The sequence below is a fragment of the Pseudomonas fluorescens Q2-87 genome (assembly GCF_000281895.1).
GTDB classification, from domain to species: domain Bacteria; phylum Pseudomonadota; class Gammaproteobacteria; order Pseudomonadales; family Pseudomonadaceae; genus Aquipseudomonas; species Aquipseudomonas fluorescens_S.
The window spans coordinates 208,406-227,866 of the sequence record NZ_CM001558.1 but is presented as its reverse complement, the minus strand read 5'-3'; the positions used below and the strand labels follow the sequence as shown (position 1 = coordinate 227,866).

Genomic DNA, 19,461 nt, shown 5'->3' with positions numbered 1-19,461 from the left:
ACTCCCCGCTCCGCCGGCTGCACTGCATTCGTCTCGACGACTGCCTCAGTGCATGGGTCATCAGGCTCTAAGCAGAAACCTTGCCATCTGTGTCCAAACCCTCTGATTTCAGTCTCTTGCCCGGCGAGCCAGGCTGCACCGCGTCATCCAGCGCAGCGATACGCACAACAACGGTGCGACGACGCCCGGCCTCGTGCGCGAAAAGCGTGCATCCCTTGCTCACGAATTGACTATAGGCCCTGCGTGATACACTGCCCGCCATTGTTTCCAGGACACCTGCCATGCTTGCGCCCAAAGACCTCCTCGACGCCCTGAGCGGCCACGCTTCCCGCCTCCTGAGCGGCGACAACCCGCTGCCCAAAAGCGAAATCGAAAGCCAGTTCAAGGCCTTGCTGCAAAGCGGCTTCAGCAAGCTGGACCTGGTGAGCCGGGAAGAATTCGACAGCCAGATGGTTGTCCTGGCGCGGACCCGGGCACGGCTTGAAAGCCTGGAGGCCAAGGTCGCCGAGCTTGAAGCCAGACTTGGGGCCGGCGGCGAATAAATACCTGCCGGGGCAACGACACCGTGCGAAAAATGACCGCCTTCATGGCGGTCTTTTTTCGTCATCCTTTCGGCTGCTTGCAACATCCTGCCAAAATTTCCCTGTTCGATTGCCCCGCCCAAGCCCATCCCCACGACTAATCTTCCAGAGCCGCAGGACGCGGTGTCCTCTTCACTCAAGGAACGATTCATGTCGCTCGCCATCGTCCACAGCCGCGCCCAAGTGGGGGTCGAGGCTCCTGCCGTTACCGTTGAAGTCCACTTGGCCAATGGCTTGCCGTCGCTGACCATGGTCGGCCTGCCGGAAGCGGCGGTAAAGGAAAGCAAGGACCGGGTGCGCAGTGCGATCATCAATTCGGGCCTGAATTTTCCGGCGCGGCGCATCACCCTGAACCTGGCCCCGGCGGACCTGCCCAAGGATGGCGGCCGATTCGACCTGGCCATCGCCTTAGGCATCCTGTCGGCCAGCGTGCAGGTGCCGACCCTGACGCTGGACGATGTGGAGTGTCTCGGCGAATTGGCATTATCCGGCGCGGTGCGCCCGGTACGCGGGGTACTGCCTGCGGCGCTGGCGGCGCGCAAGGCCGGGCGCATGCTCGTGGTGCCGAGGGCGAACGCCGAAGAAGCTTGCCTGGCGTCCGGGCTGAAGGTAATCGCCGTGGATCATCTGCTCGAAGCGGTGGCGCACTTCAATGGTCACACCCCGGTCGAGCCGTATGTGTCCAATGGCCTGCTCTCGGCCAGCAAGCCCTACCCCGACCTGAACGAAGTACAAGGCCAGGCCGCAGCCAAGCGCGCCTTGCTGATTGCCGCCGCGGGGGCGCACAACCTGTTGTTCAGCGGACCACCGGGCACCGGCAAGACACTATTGGCAAGCCGCCTTCCGGGGCTGCTGCCGCCCTTGGCCGAAAGTGAGGCGTTGGAAGTCGCAGCGATCCAGTCAGTCGCCAGTTGCGTGCCGTTGAGCCACTGGCCGCAACGTCCGTTTCGCCAGCCGCACCACTCGGCTTCGGGCCCGGCGCTGGTGGGCGGTGGGTCAAAGCCGCAGCCAGGGGAAATCACCCTCGCCCACCACGGCGTGCTGTTCTTGGATGAACTGCCGGAATTCGACCGCAAGGTACTGGAGGTCTTGAGAGAGCCACTGGAGTCAGGGCATATCGTGGTGTCTCGCGCCCGTGACCGGGTGCGTTTTCCGGCACGGTTCCAGTTGGTGGCGGCGATGAATCCTTGCCCTTGTGGATATCTTGGCGAGCCCAGTGGCCGCTGCAGCTGCACGCCGGACATGGTGCAGCGCTATCGCAACAAACTCTCCGGCCCGCTGCTGGACCGGATCGATCTGCACCTGACCGTTGCCCGTGAGGCGACGGCGCTGAACCCCAGGAACGACACGGGCGAGGATACCGCCACGGTGGCCGAGCACGTAGCGCAAGCCCGTGAGCGCCAACACAAGCGCCAGGGCTGCGCCAATGCGTTTCTCGACCTGCCGGGCTTACGCCGGCACTGCACGTTATCCACAGCTGACGAAACCTGGTTGGAAACCGCCTGCGAACGCTTGACCCTGTCGCTGCGTGCCGCTCACCGCCTACTCAAGGTCGCCCGGACACTGGCGGACCTGGAGCAAGCGGTGATGATCCGCCGCGAGCACCTGGCCGAAGCCCTGCAGTATCGACCCGCTACCCCCTGAGCCGCATCATGGTTTGGTCGGGTCCGCCAACGGGGTTTCCCGCACTTCGGTTTTCTGACCGTTCTGGATTGCGTCGATGCGCTTGAGCGCTTTATCCACGGCGCCCTTGTCCGCCAGCAAGCTGTAGTGGATCTGGAACTGCCGGTGCTCTTTCGGCCCGATTGTAGGCACCAGGCCCAGTGGTCGCTGATACCGGCGGTTATAGGAAAAACTGGTGCCTGGCTCCAGCCCGGTCACGTAGCCCTGCCCTTGGGTATCGGTGTTTTTCCACAGGGAAAACACGGGGAGCGTGCTGGTGTTGAAGCCCACCGAGACACCGAGACTGCCCGCCTTGTTGTGCAGCACCGTAAGCGTGTCGCCCTTGGCGTCGGCATAGGGCACTACGTTGTAGACCGTTTCGTCGTAGTCCTTGGTGGGCGCCCGATAGGTTTGCCAGTCCGCCAGCTCTCCCTTCGCCTTGTCGTTGAACGGCGAGACCTGCTTGACCGGCGCCGCAAAACGAGCGCCCTGCTCCAGGAATGGCGTGCTGAAGTTGCTGTGATAAAGGGCTTGGTATTCCTTCGGATAATCGCCGTTATTGGTCAGCGTATCGCTGAGGGCGAACGTTGTGCTGCCCGGCTCGGTGACCAGCTCGGTCTGTACCGAGAAATCGACTTTCTTGAACGCCTGTTCCTTCAGCTCGCCCCGCAGGGTGATGGCGTAGGGAGGCTTTTCATCGATGTGCAAAGTGACCTTGTTGGCCGGGATGTTGGCCGCACGACCGTGCAGAGTCAGCAGTTCGCCGTTATCCATGCCGGGGTGGCCGACCCATTCGTAGCCGCAGCGAGTGACCAATTCGTTGAAGCCTTCAAGCCAGCCCAACCCACCGCGCCCGTTGAGCTCGATGAAGGCGGGATTGACCACTTCCTTGACCGGCGAGTCCCAACCCATCCGGACACTGCCGACCGATGCCTGCAGCACATTCATGCCGCGGGTCGGAACAACGGAAAGCTTCATGGTGCCGTTGTCGATGTCGACGACGCTGACGCCCTCCTGCCGGCCACCGTGCAGGGTGCGCATCGTCACGGAAAAGGGTTTGTCGGTTTTCGCGCCGAGTTGCTGGCTGGTGATTTGCCAGGGCTGCGCCGCTTTATCGGTGTCGAGCAGGACGTAATCCCAGGCCATGGCATGGGACGCAGCGCCCAGGGCGCCAAGGGTGATGAGTAGTTTGAGCGGAGTCATGAACGGGGCCTTTTATTGGAGTTGTGCGGTTTTTATAGACTTGAAGAAACGTTTCAGCAAGCTTAAAAACTGCAAATTTCCTAAAAAAAGCGACGGGCAGGTCAATACATTGTGGGAGCGGGCTTGCTCGCGAAAGCGGTGGGCCTGTTGGCGGTGAGGTTGGCTGTGCAGCCATCTACGCGAGCAAGCCCGCTCCCACAGGGATGAGGAGGCGCTTTCAGGTTCCAGACTCACCACTAAGAACCTGTGGTGGGCCTACTCGCGAGGGGTCGCAGAATGCGTTAACGGAACCGATCAACCTCTTGGCGCAGGTCCTGGGCCAATTTTTCCAGTTCCTTGGCGGTGACCGCCAGGTTCGAGACCACCTGACGCTGTTCGCTGTTCGCCATGGCAATACTCTGCAAATTGCTGCTGAGCAAGGTCGCGGTGCTGCTTTGCTCCTGGGTGGCGGTGGTGATCGCCGCGAATTGCTGGCCCGCCGAACGGCTCTGCTCGTCGATGCGTGCCAGGGCCGAGGCCACGTTGGCGTTGCGCGACAGGCCTTCCTGCATCAACAGGTTGCCTTGCTCCATCGTGCTGATGGCATTGCCCGTTTCCTGCTGGATGCTGTTGATCATGCCGGAAATTTCGTCAGTGGCCTGACGGGTGCGGGATGCCAGGCTGCGGACTTCGTCGGCCACCACCGCGAAACCGCGCCCCTGCTCACCGGCGCGGGCGGCTTCGATGGCGGCGTTCAAGGCCAGCAGGTTGGTTTGCTCGGCGATGGAGGTGATCACGCCGACGATGCCACCGATTTCCTGGGAGCGCTGGCCCAAGGTGTTGATGACCTGGGCAGTGCTGTTCAGCGCACCAGCAATCTGTTCAAGGGACGATGACGCCTCATCCATCGAGGTCCGACCGATGCGCGTTTGCTGGGCGTTTTCCTGGGCCAGGCGCTCGGTGTTGCCCATGTTGTCGGCAATGTTCAGCGACGTGGCGCTGAATTCTTCCACCGCACCGGCCATGCTGGTGATTTCGCCGGACTGCTGCTCCATTCCTTCATACGCACCGCTGGACAACCCGGACAGGGCTTGGGCGCGACTGTTGACCTCCAGGGAGGCCTTGCGGATGTGCTCGACCATCGTCGACAACGCCTGGCTCATCTGGTTGAAGGCCCGGGCCAACTGGCCGATTTCGTCATGACTCGACACGTTCAGGCGCACGCTCAGGTCGCCGGCGCCCAACGCTTCGGCCTGACGCACCAGATCCCCCAGCGGCGCCAATTTGCTACGCAACAGCCACATTGCCGAACCGACCGCCAGCAGCATCGCCAACAGACTGCCGATGGCCAATTGTGTACCGACGCTCCAGGTCACGGCGCGAATCTCGGTTTTTGGCATGCTCGCCACCACCGCCCACGGTCCGCCCTCGAACGGCACGGCAACGCTGTAGAAATCCTCGGCGGTATCAGTCCAGAACGCACCCTTGCCCGGTTTCTTGACCAGCCCGACAATGGTTGCACTCGCCTGGTCCAGCGCCTGCACGCCGGCTGGCGGCACCAGCCACTTGTTTTGTTCGTCCAGCAGGGCCAGCGAACCGGTCTGGCCGATGCGGAAGCGCTTGAGGTTCTCGAATTGCGCGTTCTGCGCATCGGTATAGTCGAAGCCTACATACAACACGGCAATGATCTTGCCGCTGCTGTCGCGTACCGGCGTGTATTGCGACATGTAGAAGCGCCCGAAAAGCAGGGCCCGCCCGATGTAGCTCTGCCCGCTCATCACCGGACCGTAGGCCGGGCCGGCGCGGTCAAGCACGGTACCGATGGCCCGCGTGCCGTCCTGCTTGCTGACTGAAGTACTGACGCGGATGAAATCGTCGCCACTGCGCACGAATACCGTGGCAACCCCGGCGGTCATCACTTTGAAGTCATCGACTTCCTTGAAGTTGTTGTTCAACACTTCGCTGCCCAGGCTCAAGCCAGGGGTTTGTACGCCCGCCACGGCCACCGGCTGGTCCGGATGCACGCTCAGGCCCGCGCTGAAGCGCTTTTCGAACAGCCCCGCCAACCGCTGAGTGCTCTCGCGCAAGGTGCTGTGGAAGGTATTGAGCTGATCGGCCATCAGCCGCGCTTCGCTGGCCAGGTGTTCTTCACGGGTGGCGAGGTTGGCGGCGTCCAGCGAACGCAGGGCGAAGACGGTACTGCCGGAGATCACGATCGCCAATATCACGGCGAGGGCAAGGCCTAGCTGTGAGGCGATCCGGGCACGGGGTTGAGACATGACGGCTCCTGGCCGAGAGACTGGATCATCCTGATCACGTCGCACGCTCGGCATTTTATTCAAGGGTAAGGTGTGTTAGCCCTTTCTGAACGAAGGTTCTATGTTCACGGAGTCGGCAGCGAGGCCAAATACTTGAGTGGTTTGGGAGGAATAATACCAAGGGGCCATCACCCATACTTCAACGATTCAGCCCAGGCGGTGCACATCCGGTAGCTGCATGGCCTTCACCTCGCTCTGGAGGAAGTCGCTGAGCCGACGCAGGCGTTCGCCTCCGGGCCGGGTTTTCGGCCAGACCAGGTAATAATGCTCACCGCTGGCGACGGCGGTCGGCCATGGCAGGCTCAAGCGCCCCTGTGCGACATCTTCCGCCACCATCAGCAAGTCCCCCATGGACACTCCGTAGCCACGGGCCGCCGCGATCATGCCCAGCTCCAGGGTATCGAACACCTGCCCGCCCTTGAGCGAGATCTTGTCCGCTAGCCCCATGCGCTGGAGCCAGTTGCGCCAGTCCCGGCGATCCGGCGTGGGATGCAGCAGCTCGGCGCTGGCCAACCGCGCCACATCCCAGGGCTGGTCGTTCGACAGGTTCGGCGCGCCCACCGGGATCAATTCCTCGGGAAACAACAGGCTGGTCTCCCAGTCGGCGGGGAAATGCCCGTTGCCCAGCAACACCGCGCAATCGAAGGGCTCGACGTTGAAGTCCACCGAATCGATGTCCATCCAGGCACTGGTCAGTTGCACTTCGTTGCCCGGTTGCAAATGCCGGAAGCGACTCAGACGCGCCAGCAACCAACGCATGGTCAGGGTCGACGGCGCTTTCATGCGCAGGATCCCGTCCTCGCCATGCAAGGTATGACAGGCGCGCTCCAGGGCCATGAAACCCTCGCGCACGCCCGGCAACAACAAGCGCGCCGCTTCGGTCAGTTGCAGGTTGCGGCCGCTGCGCTGGAACAGCCGACAGGCGAAGTGATCTTCCAGCGTACGAATGTGCCGGCTGACCGCGCTCTGGGTAATCGACAGCTCCTCGGCCGCACGGGTAAACGAGCTGTATCGCGCCGCCGCTTCGAATGCCCGCAGCGCATACAGAGGAGGGAGACGACGAGACATTTGCAAAGCTCCTATGGCGTTTGGGCAACCCTATCAGAAAGCTCGCCAGCATGAGTTTTAATCATGCCAGCAATGTTTTTTATCCTTTTGTGCAAACCGCCAAGAGCGCCGAGAATCATCGCTTTACTGCCTTGCTTGAACATGGAGCGTGATGATCATGCAGCATCCTGTGCGTACCGAACTCTGGGCCATCCTGCGGCTGGCGGTGCCGTTGATTGCCTCGCAGCTGGCGCACATGCTGATGGTGCTCACTGACACCGTGATGATGGCGCGCCTGAGCCCCGAAGCCTTGGCCGGCGGCGGGCTTGGGGCTGCCACCTATTCGTTCGTGTCGATTTTCTGCATCGGCGTGATCGCAGCGGTGGGCACCCTGGTGGCGATCCGTCAGGGGGCCGGCGACGTTGAAGGCGCCACCCGGCTGACCCAGGCCGGGCTCTGGCTGGCGTGGCTCATGGCGTTGGTGGCCGGGCTATTGATGTGGAACCTCAAGCCGGTCTTGCTGCTGTTCGGCCAGACCGAGACTAACGTGGTGTCCGCCGGCCAGTTCCTGGTGGCGCTGCCGTTCGCCCTGCCCGGCTACTTGAGTTTCATGGCCCTGCGCGGTTTCACCAGTGCCATTGGCCGCGCCACCCCGGTGATGGTGATCAGCCTCGGCGGCACGGTGGCCAACTTCCTGCTCAATTACGCGCTGATCACTGGCATGTTCGGCCTGCCGAAGCTCGGCTTGATGGGGATCGGCCTGGTCACGGCCATCGTCGCCAATTGCATGGCCCTGGCGTTGGCCTGGCATATTCATCGGCATCCGGCCTACCGGGCCTATCCATTGCTGGATGGCCTGTCGCGCCCCAACCGCCAGTACCTCAAGGAACTCTGGCGCCTGGGCCTGCCGATTGGCGGCACGTATGCGGTGGAAGTCGGCTTGTTCGCGTTCGCCGCGCTGTGCATGGGCACCATGGGCAGCACGCCTTTGGCGGCGCACCAGATCGCCCTGCAAATCGTCTCGGTGGCGTTCATGGTCCCGGCTGGAATGTCCTACGCCATCACCATGCGCATCGGCCAGCACTATGGCGCCGGGCAGTTGCCCATGGCGCGCCTGGCCGGCCGGGTCGGAATCGGCTTTGGCGCCGCTGCGATGCTGGCGTTTGCCATGGTGTTCTGGTTGTTGCCGCACCCATTGATCGGCTTGTTCCTCGACCACAACGATCCCGCGTTTCGCGACGTAATCAATCTGGCGGTGAGCCTGTTGGCGGTGGCGGCCTGGTTCGAACTGTTCGACGGCACGCAGACCATCGCCATGGGCTGCATCCGTGGACTCAAGGACGCCAAGACGACCTTCCTGGTGGGCCTGGGTTGCTACTGGCTGATCGGCGCTCCGTCAGCCTGGTGGATGGCCTTCCACCTGGGCTGGGGCCCGACCGGCGTCTGGTGGGGCCTGGCCCTCGGCCTGGCCTGCGCGGCGGTGAGCCTGACGCTGGCGTTTGAGTGGAAGATGAAGCGGATGATTCGCCGTGAGCCTGGGCAGCGAGGTTTCGAAGCTATCCAAGCCAAGTGAAACAAATTCCCTGTGGGAGCGGGCTTGCTCGCGAATGCGGTGTGTCAGTGAATAAATGCCTGGCTGACACACTGCATTCGCGAGCAAGCCCGCTCCCACATGGAGAATCGGGTTAAACCACCCGCTCCTGCGTCGACTGGCTGCCATCCGCCGTCAAGTATTCAACCAACTCAGGCAGCGGCAACGGCTTGCTGATCAGAAAGCCCTGCACCTGATCGCAACCAAAACCGCGCAGCAGGTCCAGTTGCTCTTGGGTTTCCACACCTTCTGCCACCACCTCCAGGTTGAGGTTGTGCGCGAGGTTGATCATCGCATGCACCAGTTTGCGGTTTTCTTCGCGCTGCTCCATGCCACCGACGAAGCTCTTGTCGATCTTGAGCAAGGCGATCGGCAGGCTGTTGAGGTGCACGAAAGAAGAAAATCCGGTGCCGAAGTCGTCCAGCGAAAAGCGCACGCCCAGGCGGCCCAGGGCATCCATGGTCTGCTTGACCAGTTCGCTGCGACGCATGACGGCGGTTTCGGTGAGTTCGAACTCCAGCCACTGAGCCTCGACGCCCCGCTCGGCAATCAGCCGGCTGAGGGTCGGTAACAACTGGCTGTCCTGGAACTGTCGGAACGACAGGTTGACGGCCATGTGCAGCGGTGCCAGCCCTCGTTCACGCAGGGCTTGCATGTCCCGCAGGGCCCGAGAAATCACCCAGTAGCCCAGCGGCACGATCAGGCCACTCTGTTCGGCCAGCGGCACGAACTCACTCGGCGGCAGCAAGCCACGCTCGCCATGACGCCAGCGCACCAGCGCTTCGAGGCCGACGATGGTGCCGCCATCGAGGTTCAGCCGAGGCTGATAATGCAGTTCCAGCTCGTCGCGGCGCAGGGCCCGGCGCAACTCGCTTTCCAGGTCGGCGAGGCTGCGGGCATTGCGATTGATGCGCTCGTTGAAAATATGAAACGTACAGCCTTGCGTACTCTTGGCCTGCTGCATGGCGATATGGGCGTGCCACATCAGCGGATCGGCGCCGGCCTGGGCCCGTGCATGGGCAACCCCCAGGCTGCAACCGATCAGCAGGCTTTCCCCATCCACCCAATAGGGTTCGGCCATGGCTTCGGTGATGCGTTCGGCGATCCACTCGGCCCGCTGGGGCGCACGCCGGGTGTCGATCAACAACGCGAACTCATCGCTGCCCAGCCGCGCCAGTTGATCGCCGGCCTCAAGTGCGCCCTTGAGTCGCGACACCACTTGCAGGATCAAGCGGTCACCGGCCTGGTGGCCGAGGGCGTCGTTGGCGTAACGAAAGTTATCCAGGTCCAGATGGCCGAGCGCCAGGCCACGACCGTCGTTTTCAGCCAGGCGCGCCGCCAGCAACGTCTGGAACCCTTGGCGATTGGCGATCCCCGTCAGGGGGTCCTGTTCGGCAAGGCGCTGCAATGTGTTTTCCAGCACACCGCGTTCACGGACATGGCGCAGGCAACGACGCAGGGTCGCGCTGTCGAGCACATCGCGCACCAGCCAGTCGCTGACGCCGTCGGGGGTATGGGCAGGTTCCTGTTCGAGCAACAGGATAGTCGGCAAGCGGCAGCGGCCCGGCGCCGGCTGCAAGGCTGCGACCGTCAACAGAACCGCGTTGCGGTTGTCTTCGAACAGGCTGCTGACCGACTCCCAGTTCGGGGCGCTGATCAACACGACCGAAGGGCCCAGGGGCGCCAGGCACTCGCGCAAAATCGCTGACCACGCAGCCTCTTCGGCCAATAACAGCAAACGCAAGGGTTCGACAGGCGTTGACAAGCTGACTCCCTAGACTCTGCAAGGTGGTTGGCGCAGGGCATTATGGCTTGCCAACGGGCAATGACCAATGCCAATGGTTCTCAAACACATGCTTGCGATATATTTTTTCACGCTCGAAACCGTACGGTAGACGCAAATTCGCCCCACATCCTGCGTGAAAGTAGCAAAAGCGGCAAATGACAATGCAGTTGTGCGTCACAAGTCGGACAGAGCAGCACAATTCTCGAAGCCTGTTAAAATGCCGGCCCATTTCGCAAACGACTCCCTGACCCTGTCATGTCCCGACTCAATCCCCGGCAGCAAGAAGCCGTGAACTATGTCGGCGGCCCTCTTTTGGTGCTCGCCGGCGCAGGCTCCGGCAAGACCAGCGTGATCACCCGCAAGATCGCGCACCTGATCCAGAACTGCGGCATCCGTGCCCAGTACATCGTCGCCATGACGTTCACCAACAAGGCCGCTCGGGAAATGAAAGAGCGGGTCGGCAGCCTGCTGCGCGGGGGTGAGGGGCGCGGCCTGACGGTCTGCACGTTCCACAACTTGGGCCTGAACATCATCCGCAAGGAACACGCGCGACTGGGCTACAAGCCAGGCTTCTCGATTTTCGACGAGACCGACGTCAAGGCCTTGATGACCGACATCATGCAGAAGGAGTACTCGGGCGACGACGGCGTGGACGAGATCAAGAACATGATCGGCTCGTGGAAAAACGACCTGATCCTGCCCGCCGAAGCCCTGGAAAACGCCCGCAACCCCAAGGAACAGACCGCCGCCATCGTCTACACCCACTACCAGCGCACCCTCAAGGCGTTCAACGCGGTGGACTTCGACGACCTGATCCTGCTGCCGGTCAAGCTGTTCCAGGACCACGCCGACATCCTCGAAAAATGGCAGAACAAGGTCCGTTACCTGCTGGTGGACGAATACCAGGACACCAACGCCAGCCAATACCTGCTGGTGAAGCTGCTGATCGGCAAACGCAACCAGTTCACCGTGGTGGGCGACGACGACCAGTCGATCTACGCCTGGCGCGGCGCGCGGCCGGAAAACCTGATGCTGCTCAAGGAAGACTATCCGTCGCTCAAAGTGGTGATGCTGGAGCAGAACTACCGCTCCACCAGCCGCATCCTGCGCTGCGCCAACGTGCTGATTTCCAACAACCCCCACGAGTTCGAAAAGCAGCTGTGGAGCGAGATGGGCCACGGCGACGAGATTCGCGTGATCCGTTGCCGCAACGAAGACGCCGAAGCCGAGCGCGTGGCCATGGAGATCCTCAGCCTGCACTTGCGCACCGACCGGCCGTACAGCGACTTTGCGATCCTGTACCGGGGCAACTACCAGGCCAAGCTGATCGAGCTGAAACTGCAGCATCACCAGATCCCCTATCGCCTGTCGGGGGGCAACAGCTTTTTCGGACGTCAGGAAGTGAAAGACCTGATGGCCTACTTCCGTCTGATCGTGAACCCCGATGACGACAATGCCTTCCTGCGGGTGATCAATGTCCCACGCCGGGAAATCGGCTCGACCACCCTGGAAAAACTCGGCAACTACGCCACCGAGCGCAAAATCTCGATGTACGCCGCCACGGACGAAATCGGCCTGGGCGAACATCTGGACAGCCGTTTCACCGACCGCCTGGCGCGCTTCAAGCGCTTCATGGACAAGGTCCGCGAACAGTGCGCCGGCGAGGATCCAATCTCGGCGCTGCGCAGCATGGTCATGGACATCGATTACGAGAACTGGCTGCGCACCAACAGCTCCAGCGACAAGGCCGCCGACTACCGCATGGGCAACGTGTGGTTCCTGATCGAGGCGTTGAAAAACACCTTGGAAAAAGACGAAGACGGCGAGATGACTGTCGAGGACGCCATCGGCAAACTCGTGCTGCGGGACATGCTTGAGCGCCAGCAGGAAGAGGAAGACGGCGCCGAAGGCGTGCAGATGATGACGCTTCACGCCTCCAAGGGCCTGGAGTTTCCTTATGTATTCATCATGGGCATGGAAGAAGAAATCCTGCCGCACCGCTCCAGCATCGAGGCCGACACCATTGAGGAAGAACGGCGCCTGGCCTATGTCGGCATTACCCGCGCCCGCCAGACACTGGCCTTCACCTTTGCCGCCAAGCGCAAGCAGTACGGCGAAGTGATCGACTGCGCGCCGAGTCGTTTCCTCGATGAGCTGCCGCCGGATGACCTCGCCTGGGAAGGCAACGACGACACCCCGACGGAAGTCAAAGTCGTTCGCGGCAACAGCGCCCTGGCGGATATACGCGCGATGCTAAAGCGCTAGAATCGACTACTTTTTTCAACGACTTCAGGCGCTGAACGCGTCATCAAAGGAGGCTTCATGGAAGCCCTGCACCAGAAAATCCGCGAACAAGGCATCGTGCTTTCCGATCAGGTCCTGAAAGTCGACGCTTTCCTGAATCACCAGATCGACCCGCAATTGATGAAGCTGATCGGCGACGAGTTTGCCGCGCTGTTCAAGGATTCGGGCATCACCAAAATCGTCACCATCGAGGCTTCGGGTATTGCCCCGGCCATCATGACCGGCCTGAACCTGGGCGTACCGGTGATTTTCGCACGCAAGCAGCAGTCCCTGACGTTGACCGAGAACCTGCTGTCAGCGACCGTGTATTCGTTCACCAAGAAAACCGAAAGCACCGTAGCCATCAGCCCGCGCCACCTGACCAGCAGCGACCGGGTGTTGATCATCGATGACTTCCTGGCCAACGGCAAGGCGTCCCAGGCGCTGATTTCCATCATCAAGCAGGCCGGCGCCACCGTGGCCGGCTTGGGAATCGTGATCGAGAAATCGTTCCAGGGCGGCCGCGCGGAACTGGATGCCCAGGGCTATCGCGTTGAATCGCTGGCGCGGGTGAAGTCGCTGACGGGTGGGGTCGTGACCTTTATCGATTGACCATCAGTTAAACCCTGTGGGAGCGGGCTTGCTCGCGAATGCGGTGGATCAGCCAAAAATGTATCGACCGACACACCGCATTCGCGAGCAAGCCCGCTCCCACACGGAGTTACCTCGGTAGTTACTGCGCAGTAGCCTTTAGACCCGCAAGCAACAGCCGCTGGAACAATTCCTCTTTCAGCCCTTCAGGGCTGGTCAGCTGCATGCGCTCCAGGTGCCCGGCAAACTCCCACGGCTCCGGGGCGTCGAGGGCGGCTTTGCCCAGCTCCAGGAGCTCGGTGAGCTTGAACTTGCTCTTGAGCCAGTTCAGCGCTCGCAGCAGGTCTCGCTCCACCCCATCGAAATCGCAGCCTAGCGGGTATTCGGGAAACAGGTTCGGATGCCGCGCCTGGATCGCCTGCAAACGTTCCGAGGTGTTGTCGGCGAACCGTGGGTCGAGGCGGAAGTCCTTCGGCAATTTGCCGGCATTTTGCGCCTGCTCGATCAGCCCGGGCTGGAAGCGCGAATCGCTGATGTTCAGCAACGCCTCGATCACTGCGGCGTCGGTCTTGCCGCGCAAATCAGCGATGCCGTATTCGGTCACGACGATGTCCCGCAGATGTCGGGGAATCGTGCAATGGCCATATTCCCAGACAATGTTCGAGCTGATCTCGCCACCCGCCTCACGCCAGCTGCGCAGGAGCAGGATCGAGCGCCCGCCCTCCAGCGCATGGCCTTGGGCGACGAAGTTGTATTGCCCGCCTACGCCGCTGAGCACGCGGCCATCTTCCAACTGGTCGGCGACACCTGCGCCCAGCAGGGTCATGGTGAATACCGTGTTGATGAAGCGTGCATCGAGTCGTTGCAGGCGCTTGAGTTGCTCTTGGCCGTACAGCTCGTTGATGTAGCTGATGCGGGTCATGTTGAATTCGCGGAGCCTGCCCTGTGGCAGCTCGCGCAAGCGCTCGTAGAAACTTCGCGGGCCGAGGAAAAAACCGCCGTGTATGCAGATGCCGTCGGGTTGCGCCGTTTCGTCGAGCGTGCCCGCGTTGGCCTGCTCCTGGGTTGGCTCGTCGGGGTAGACCTTGCGCCGGATGATCCCGGCCTCCGCCAGCACCAGCAAACCGTTGACGAACATTTCACTGCAGCCGTACAGCCCCTTGGCGAACGGCTCGACCCCGCCCTCGCGCTCGATCAGTTGCGCCCATTGGCTAAGGTTCAGGTCAGCCAGCAGCGCCTGGTAACCGGCATTGTCGGCCTGACGCGCCAGCAACGCCGCCGTCAAGGCATCGCCCATGGAGCCAATGCCAATCTGCAGCGTTCCGCCGTCGCGCACCAGGGTACTGGCATGCAAGCCGATCAGATGATCCTGGAACCCCACCGGCATGTTCGGCGTGGAAAACAGCGTGTGGCTGTCCTTTTCATCGATCAGCAGATCGAACCCGTCGATGCCGACTTCTGCGTCCCCCGGCATGTAGGGCAGGTCGCTGTGCACTTGGCCGACCATCAAAATGGTTTCCCCGGCCGCCCGGCGCTTGGCGATCATCGGCAACAGGTCGAGGGTGATGTCCGGGTTGCAGCTCAGGCTCAGGCGATCCGGGTGTTCGGGGTCGCTCGCCACCAACTGCGCCACCAGGTTCAAGCCGGCCGCGTTGATGTCCCGGGCGGCGTGGCTGTAGTTGCTGCTGACGTAGTTCTGCTGGGCTGATGCGCTGTGCAGCAGGCTGCCGGGCTGCATGAAGAACTGCTCGACCCGGATATTGGCCGGCAGGCTGTCGCGGTGCAGGTCGGCGAGGTAATCGAGCTCGGGGTAATCGCCGAAGATCCGCTCGACGAAGGGTTCGAGGAAGCGTTTCTGCAACCCGTCGCCCAGGGTTGGCCGGCCCAGGCTCAGGGCCGTATAGATGGTCAGTTGTCGCTCGGGCAACTGGGCAATGCGTCGGTACAGCGCGTTGGCAAACAGGTTGGGTTTGCCCAGCCCCAGGGGCATGCCCAGGTGGATATGTGCGGGCAGGCGCTGGAGCACGTCATCCACCGCCTGTTCGATTGAACACAACTGCACCATCCGACCCTCCGGGACATTCCTTGAATGTGGGTTGGACCGAGCTTGCCGGGTCTTGGTTGCGATGAACAGCCCTGAAAAACCCCAGGCGCAAAAAAGCCGCTCGTAAGCGGCTGTTTTGTGAAAGAAGCAGGCGAATTACAGGCCAGACATCTCTTTGATGGCGCCCTTGAGGTCGTCATCCGAGCAATCGGCGCAAGTACCTTTAGGCGGCATGGAGTTGATGCCGGTAATGGCCTTGGCCAGGATGCCGTCGAGGCCGCCCTGGTGATCGGCGCGTTCTTTCCAGGCAGCCTTGTCACCGATCTTCGGCGCGCCCAGCAGGCCGGTGCCGTGGCAAGCGTTGCAGTGTTTGGCAATCACATCGGCAGGCTTCTTGGCACCGCCAGCGCCGCCAGCCGCAGTGGCCACTTCCATACCCTTGCATTCCTTGCCCTGAACGCAAACCTGGCCGACGGGTTCAAGGCGCTTGGCGATTTCGTCGTTGGGCGCCGCTTGAGCGCTCGCAGCCCATAGGGCCAATACGGTTGCTGGTGCAGCCAGCATTTTCATAATTAGGTTCACGCGTACACCCTCAATGGTGGCTAGTCACGCCTGCGGCCACGGTTTGCAGGCGGGCGCAAGTATAGCGGTAAGCCCGTCACACTGAAACAACCCCAAAGTCGCAAGGGTCTTGTTCGCAATGCCGGCTCACTCCTTGAACGCCGTGCCCTGGGGCCCGGCGCCTCTTTTCCTAAAAATTGGCCGGCGTGGCTGCGCTGATCAGTCGCGCCGGCGCATCGAACGGATTACGGAAACGGTGGGGCTTGGTGCTCTCGAAATAGTAGCTGTCGCCCGCCTCGAGCACGAAGGTTTCGACACCAACCACCAGTTCCAGTCGCCCTTCCACCAGGATCCCGGTTTCTTCACCTTCATGAGTGAGCATTTCCTCGCCGGTGTCAGCGCCCGGCGGGTAGATCTCATTCAGGAAGGCAATCGCCCGGCTCGGGTGTGCCCGGCCCACCAGCTTCATGGTCACGGCGCCGTCGGAAATGTCGATCAGCTCGTTGGCTTTGTAGACGATCTGGGTCGGTTTCTCCTGGAGGATCTCTTCGGAAAAAAACTCGACCATGGACATGGGAATCCCGCCAAGGACCTTGCGCAGCGAGCTGATCGAGGGGCTCACGCTGTTTTTCTCGATCATCGAAATAGTGCTGTTGGTGACGCCCGCGCGCTTGGCGAGTTCACGCTGGGAAAGGCCTTTGAGTTTACGAATGGATTGCAGTCGTTCACCGACGTCCAATGCAGGAGCCTCCAGGGAATCAGGTTGTGAGGAAAGTGAGCGTTATCATGGCGACAGCGTTCAGTATTTACAACACTTTGGCCCGAATCCTGTGCGGTGAAGCGACTTTCGGTAGGTTGCGCCCCGCATCAATGCCCGGAATAGAGCCGTGGCACTCGGCGCAGGTTGCAGAAAATCTGGTAAGGAATCGTATCGGCAGCCTTCGCGACGTCACTGGCGAGGATGTTCTTGCCCCATAACTCCACGGTCGAACCGAGCCCGGCCTGGGGGATGGAGGTCAAGTCGACGCACAGCATGTCCATCGACACCCGTCCGACCAGTTGGCTGCGCTGCCCATCCACCAGCACCGGCGTGCCGTTCGGCGCTTGGCGCGGGTAACCGTCGGCGTACCCCATGGCGACCACGCCGACCCGGGTCGGCTGCGCTGTAACGAAGCGGGCGCCATAGCCCACCGGTTCTCCGGCGGGCAACTCACGTACGCTGATGATCTTCGATTCCAGGGTCATGACCGGTTGCAGGCGCGCGGCGACAGCGTTGGGCTCGTCAAAGGGCGTGGCGCCGTAGAGCATGATGCCCGGACGCACCCAGTCGCTGGGAATCTGCGGCCAGCCCAGTACGGCCGGTGAGTTGCGCAGGCTGATCTGCGCCGCCAGCCCCTGGCGAGCCGCATCGAATACCGCCAATTGCTCGGTGCTGCTGGGATCATGCAGTTCATCGGCACGGGCGAAGTGGCTCATCAGCACAATTTTCGCCACGTTGCCGGTGGCCAGCAAGCGGCGATAGGCCGCCTGGTAATCGGCCGGATGCAACCCGACCCGATGCATCCCGGAATCGAGCTTGAGCCAGACCGTGATCGGCTTGCTCAGTGTCGCCTTCTCAATCGCTTCGAGTTGCCACAGCGAATGCACGACGCACCAGAAGTCATGCTCGACGATCAACAGCAACTCATTGGCTTCGAAGAAGCCTTCGAGCAGCAGGACCGGCCCACGAATCCCGCCGGCACGCAGCTCCAGCGCCTCTTCGATGCAGGCCACGGCAAACCCGTCCGCCGTGTCTTGCAACGCCTCGGCGCACCGTACCGCGCCATGCCCGTAGGCATCAGCCTTGATTACCGCCAAGGTCTTGGCCCCGCTGACTTCGCGGGCCAATTGGTAGTTGTGACGCAGGGCTTGAAGATCGATCAGGGCACGGGCAGGACGCATGGCGGCAGGCTTCTAGACGGTCATGAAAAAAAACCGGCGCTGGCTGATGGCACGAACCACCAACAGCACCGGGAGAGGGATCGTTTTGCCAGGATCAGGGCAGCGCGGCCACGACGGACAGCTCCACCAAGATCTCTGGCTCGCACAATTTGGCCTCGACTGTGGCACGGGCCGGGGCGACGCCTTTGGGCAGCCATTTGTCCCAGACCGAATTCATGCCTGCAAAGTGGGTCTCGACATCCTTCAGGTAAATCGTCACCGACAGCAGGCGGCTCTTGTCCGTCCCGGCGAGGTCGAGCAAACGCTCGATATTGCCCAGGGCTTCGCGGGTCTGCTGCTCAATACCGGCGCTCATGTCGTCGCCGACCTGTCCCGCCAGGTAAACGGTGCCGTTGTGCACGACAACCTGGCTCATGCGGTCATTGGTGAGCTGGCGCTGGATTGACATGTTTTGCAGACTCCTGGTGTTTGTTGCCATAACGGGAGATATCGAGGCCTTCGGCACTGATCTGTGGTTTTTTCTTCGCCATCAGGTCGGCCAAAAGGCGACCGGAACCACACGCCATGGTCCATCCGAGGGTGCCATGGCCGGTGTTCAGGAACAGGTTCTTGAAAGGTGTCGCGCCCACGATCGGGGTGCCGTCCGGCGTGGTCGGACGCAGGCCGGTCCAGAAGCTTGCCTGGGCCAGATCGCCGCCCTGAGGATAAAGGTCGTTGACGATCATCTCCAGGGTTTCCCGCCGGCGCGGGTTGAGGGACAGGTCAAAACCGGCAATCTCCGCCATCCCACCCACGCGAATGCGGTTGTCGAACCGGGTGATCGCGACCTTGTAGGTTTCGTCGAGAATGGTCGAAGTCGGCGCCATTGCCGGGTCGGTGATCGGCACAGTCAGGGAATAACCTTTGAGCGGATACACCGGAGCACGAATCCCGAGAGGCTTGAGCAATTGCGGCGAATAGCTGCCCAGGGCGAGGACGTAGCGGTCGGCGGTTTCCAGCTTGCCATCGATCCAGACACCGTTGATGCGATCACCGGCGAAGTCCAGGCGCTGGATGTCCTGGCCGAAACGGAATTGCACACCGAGTTTCACAGCCATTTCCGCCAGGCGCGTGGTGAACATCTGACAGTCACCGGTCTGGTCGTTGGGCAAGCGCAAGGCGCCGGCCAGGATATCGGTGACGTTAGCCAGGGCCGGTTCGACCCGGGCAATGCCCGCACGGTCGAGCACTTCGAAGGGCACACCGGACTCCTTCAGAACGGCAATGTCTTTCGCCGCGCCATCGAGCTGGGCCTGGGTGCGGAACAGCTGCGTGGTTCCAAGGCTACGGCCCTCATAGGCAATACCGGTTTCGGCGCGCAATTCGTCGAGGCAGTCACGGCTGTACTCGGACAGACGGACCATGCGTTCCTTGTTGATGGCATAGCGGCTGGCGGTGCAGTTGCGCAGCATCTGCGCCATCCACAGGTACTGGTCGATATCGGCAGTCGCCTTGATCGCCAGCGGCGCATGGCGTTGCAGCAGCCACTTGATGGCCTTGAGCGGCACACCCGGCGCTGCCCATGGCGAGGCATAACCGGGCGACACCTGGCCGGCGTTGGCGAAACTGGTTTCCATGGCGGGCGCCGGCTGACGGTCGACCACCACCACTTCAAACCCGGCGCGGGCCAGATAATAAGCACTGACGGTACCGATGACGCCGCTACCCAAGACCAGAACGCGCATGTTGATGCCCTCATCGCGGATAACCGCTGACGTTTGTTGTACAAAGCTTAGATAGGCGCAGTGTAAAAAAGATTAGCCAGTGCTTTTCACTATATAAATGCCTATATTTGGCGAGAATTCTCGGCAAAAACCCTTTTCATGGAGGCGCAT

Annotated in this window: 15 protein-coding genes and 1 pseudogene; 5 read left to right on the top strand and 11 right to left on the bottom strand. The window is 61.8% G+C overall.

Going from position 1 to position 19,461, the window contains the following annotated elements; all coding sequences use genetic code 11:
• Positions 1-281 precede the first annotated feature (281 nt).
• Together PFLQ2_RS26360 and PFLQ2_RS26365 are read left to right on the top strand one after the other, a co-directional pair.
• The gene (locus PFLQ2_RS26360; RefSeq protein WP_003177299.1) at positions 282-542 is read left to right on the top strand and encodes an accessory factor UbiK family protein; all 261 of its coding nucleotides are present in this window, start codon (positions 282-284) and stop codon (positions 540-542) included.
• 189 nt (positions 543-731) lie between these two features.
• Entirely contained in the window at positions 732-2,225 is a 1,494-nt protein-coding gene (locus PFLQ2_RS26365) for a YifB family Mg chelatase-like AAA ATPase (protein ID WP_003177298.1), read from the top strand.
• A gap of 6 nt (positions 2,226-2,231) precedes the next feature.
• Here PFLQ2_RS26365 and PFLQ2_RS26370 read toward each other — a convergent pair whose 3' ends face one another.
• From PFLQ2_RS26370 to PFLQ2_RS26380, 4 genes and pseudogenes are all read right to left on the bottom strand, one after another.
• On the bottom strand, positions 2,232-3,446 hold the full coding sequence (locus PFLQ2_RS26370) for an aldose 1-epimerase family protein (RefSeq protein ID WP_003177297.1): 1,215 nt from the start codon (positions 3,444-3,446) through the stop codon (positions 2,232-2,234).
• 281 nt (positions 3,447-3,727) lie between these two features.
• Positions 3,728-4,450 carry a methyl-accepting chemotaxis protein gene (locus tag PFLQ2_RS30925; protein ID WP_371261145.1) on the bottom strand — a complete coding sequence of 241 codons (723 nt, stop codon included), beginning with the start codon at positions 4,448-4,450 and terminating at the stop codon, positions 3,728-3,730.
• A 180-nt stretch (positions 4,451-4,630) separates the two neighbouring features.
• Positions 4,631-5,545, bottom strand: a pseudogene (locus PFLQ2_RS30920) (Cache 3/Cache 2 fusion domain-containing protein); the annotation flags it as partial.
• Between the two features lie 345 nt (positions 5,546-5,890).
• Positions 5,891-6,811, bottom strand: coding sequence for a LysR substrate-binding domain-containing protein (locus tag PFLQ2_RS26380; protein WP_003177295.1), 921 nt, complete (start codon positions 6,809-6,811; stop codon positions 5,891-5,893).
• A 157-nt stretch (positions 6,812-6,968) separates the two neighbouring features.
• On the opposite strand from PFLQ2_RS26380, the gene PFLQ2_RS26385 reads away from it, so the two are divergent.
• The gene (locus PFLQ2_RS26385; protein ID WP_033046366.1) at positions 6,969-8,363 is read left to right on the top strand and encodes a NorM family multidrug efflux MATE transporter; all 1,395 of its coding nucleotides are present in this window, start codon (positions 6,969-6,971) and stop codon (positions 8,361-8,363) included.
• Positions 8,364-8,475: 112 nt separating this feature from the next.
• On the opposite strand, the gene PFLQ2_RS26390 is transcribed toward PFLQ2_RS26385, so the two are convergent.
• Positions 8,476-10,146, bottom strand: coding sequence for a putative bifunctional diguanylate cyclase/phosphodiesterase (locus PFLQ2_RS26390; protein WP_003177293.1), 1,671 nt, complete (start codon positions 10,144-10,146; stop codon positions 8,476-8,478).
• A gap of 276 nt (positions 10,147-10,422) precedes the next feature.
• On the opposite strand from PFLQ2_RS26390, the gene rep reads away from it, so the two are divergent.
• Both rep and PFLQ2_RS26400 read left to right on the top strand, forming a co-directional pair.
• On the top strand, positions 10,423-12,432 hold the full coding sequence (rep, locus tag PFLQ2_RS26395) for a DNA helicase Rep (protein ID WP_003177292.1): 2,010 nt from the start codon (positions 10,423-10,425) through the stop codon (positions 12,430-12,432).
• Between the two features lie 57 nt (positions 12,433-12,489).
• Entirely contained in the window at positions 12,490-13,062 is a 573-nt protein-coding gene (locus PFLQ2_RS26400; protein WP_003177291.1) for a xanthine phosphoribosyltransferase, read from the top strand.
• Positions 13,063-13,183: 121 nt separating this feature from the next.
• On the opposite strand, the gene PFLQ2_RS26405 is transcribed toward PFLQ2_RS26400, so the two are convergent.
• The 6 genes from PFLQ2_RS26405 to dadA all read right to left on the bottom strand — a co-directional run bounded on the left by PFLQ2_RS26405 (position 13,184) and on the right by dadA (position 19,311).
• Entirely contained in the window at positions 13,184-15,106 is a 1,923-nt protein-coding gene (locus PFLQ2_RS26405) for an acetyl-CoA hydrolase/transferase C-terminal domain-containing protein (protein ID WP_003177290.1), read from the bottom strand.
• Positions 15,107-15,241: 135 nt separating this feature from the next.
• Positions 15,242-15,655, bottom strand: a complete 414-nt coding sequence (locus PFLQ2_RS26410; RefSeq protein WP_003177289.1) for a c-type cytochrome — start codon at positions 15,653-15,655, stop codon at positions 15,242-15,244.
• A gap of 181 nt (positions 15,656-15,836) precedes the next feature.
• A complete protein-coding gene (locus PFLQ2_RS26415; RefSeq protein WP_003177288.1) occupies positions 15,837-16,385 on the bottom strand; it encodes a cupin domain-containing protein in 549 nt (182 codons plus the stop codon).
• 128 nt (positions 16,386-16,513) lie between these two features.
• Positions 16,514-17,587 (bottom strand): alanine racemase, encoded by a 1,074-nt coding sequence (gene alr, locus PFLQ2_RS26420; protein ID WP_003177287.1) that lies wholly within the window; start codon positions 17,585-17,587, stop codon positions 16,514-16,516.
• Between the two features lie 94 nt (positions 17,588-17,681).
• Complete coding sequence (locus PFLQ2_RS26425; RefSeq protein WP_003177286.1) at positions 17,682-18,035, bottom strand: RidA family protein; 354 nt, start codon at positions 18,033-18,035, stop codon at positions 17,682-17,684.
• Positions 18,007-19,311: a D-amino acid dehydrogenase gene (dadA, locus tag PFLQ2_RS26430; RefSeq protein WP_003177285.1), complete on the bottom strand. Its 1,305-nt coding sequence runs from the start codon at positions 19,309-19,311 to the stop codon at positions 18,007-18,009. The genes PFLQ2_RS26425 and dadA overlap by 29 nt, the downstream gene beginning before the upstream one ends.
• Positions 19,312-19,461: the final 150 nt, after the last annotated feature.

Excerpts from the sequence above, each read along its gene's own strand:
- PFLQ2_RS26360 (WP_003177299.1), top strand. The coding sequence starts at position 282 with ATGCTTGCGCCCAAAGACCTCCTCGACGCCCTGAGCGGCCACGCTTCC.
- PFLQ2_RS26365 (WP_003177298.1), top strand. The coding sequence starts at position 732 with ATGTCGCTCGCCATCGTCCACAGCCGCGCCCAAGTGGGGGTCGAGGCT.
- PFLQ2_RS26370 (WP_003177297.1), bottom strand. The coding sequence starts at position 3,446 with ATGACTCCGCTCAAACTACTCATCACCCTTGGCGCCCTGGGCGCTGCG.
- PFLQ2_RS30925 (WP_371261145.1), bottom strand. The coding sequence starts at position 4,450 with ATGGCCGGTGCGGTGGAAGAATTCAGCGCCACGTCGCTGAACATTGCC.
- PFLQ2_RS26380 (WP_003177295.1), bottom strand. The coding sequence starts at position 6,811 with ATGTCTCGTCGTCTCCCTCCTCTGTATGCGCTGCGGGCATTCGAAGCG.
- PFLQ2_RS26385 (WP_033046366.1), top strand. The coding sequence starts at position 6,969 with ATGCAGCATCCTGTGCGTACCGAACTCTGGGCCATCCTGCGGCTGGCG.
- rep (WP_003177292.1), top strand. The coding sequence starts at position 10,423 with ATGTCCCGACTCAATCCCCGGCAGCAAGAAGCCGTGAACTATGTCGGC.
- PFLQ2_RS26400 (WP_003177291.1), top strand. The coding sequence starts at position 12,490 with ATGGAAGCCCTGCACCAGAAAATCCGCGAACAAGGCATCGTGCTTTCC.
- PFLQ2_RS26405 (WP_003177290.1), bottom strand. The coding sequence starts at position 15,106 with ATGGTGCAGTTGTGTTCAATCGAACAGGCGGTGGATGACGTGCTCCAG.
- PFLQ2_RS26410 (WP_003177289.1), bottom strand. The coding sequence starts at position 15,655 with ATGAAAATGCTGGCTGCACCAGCAACCGTATTGGCCCTATGGGCTGCG.
- alr (WP_003177287.1), bottom strand. The coding sequence starts at position 17,587 with ATGCGTCCTGCCCGTGCCCTGATCGATCTTCAAGCCCTGCGTCACAAC.
- PFLQ2_RS26425 (WP_003177286.1), bottom strand. The coding sequence starts at position 18,035 with ATGTCAATCCAGCGCCAGCTCACCAATGACCGCATGAGCCAGGTTGTC.
- dadA (WP_003177285.1), bottom strand. The coding sequence starts at position 19,311 with ATGCGCGTTCTGGTCTTGGGTAGCGGCGTCATCGGTACCGTCAGTGCT.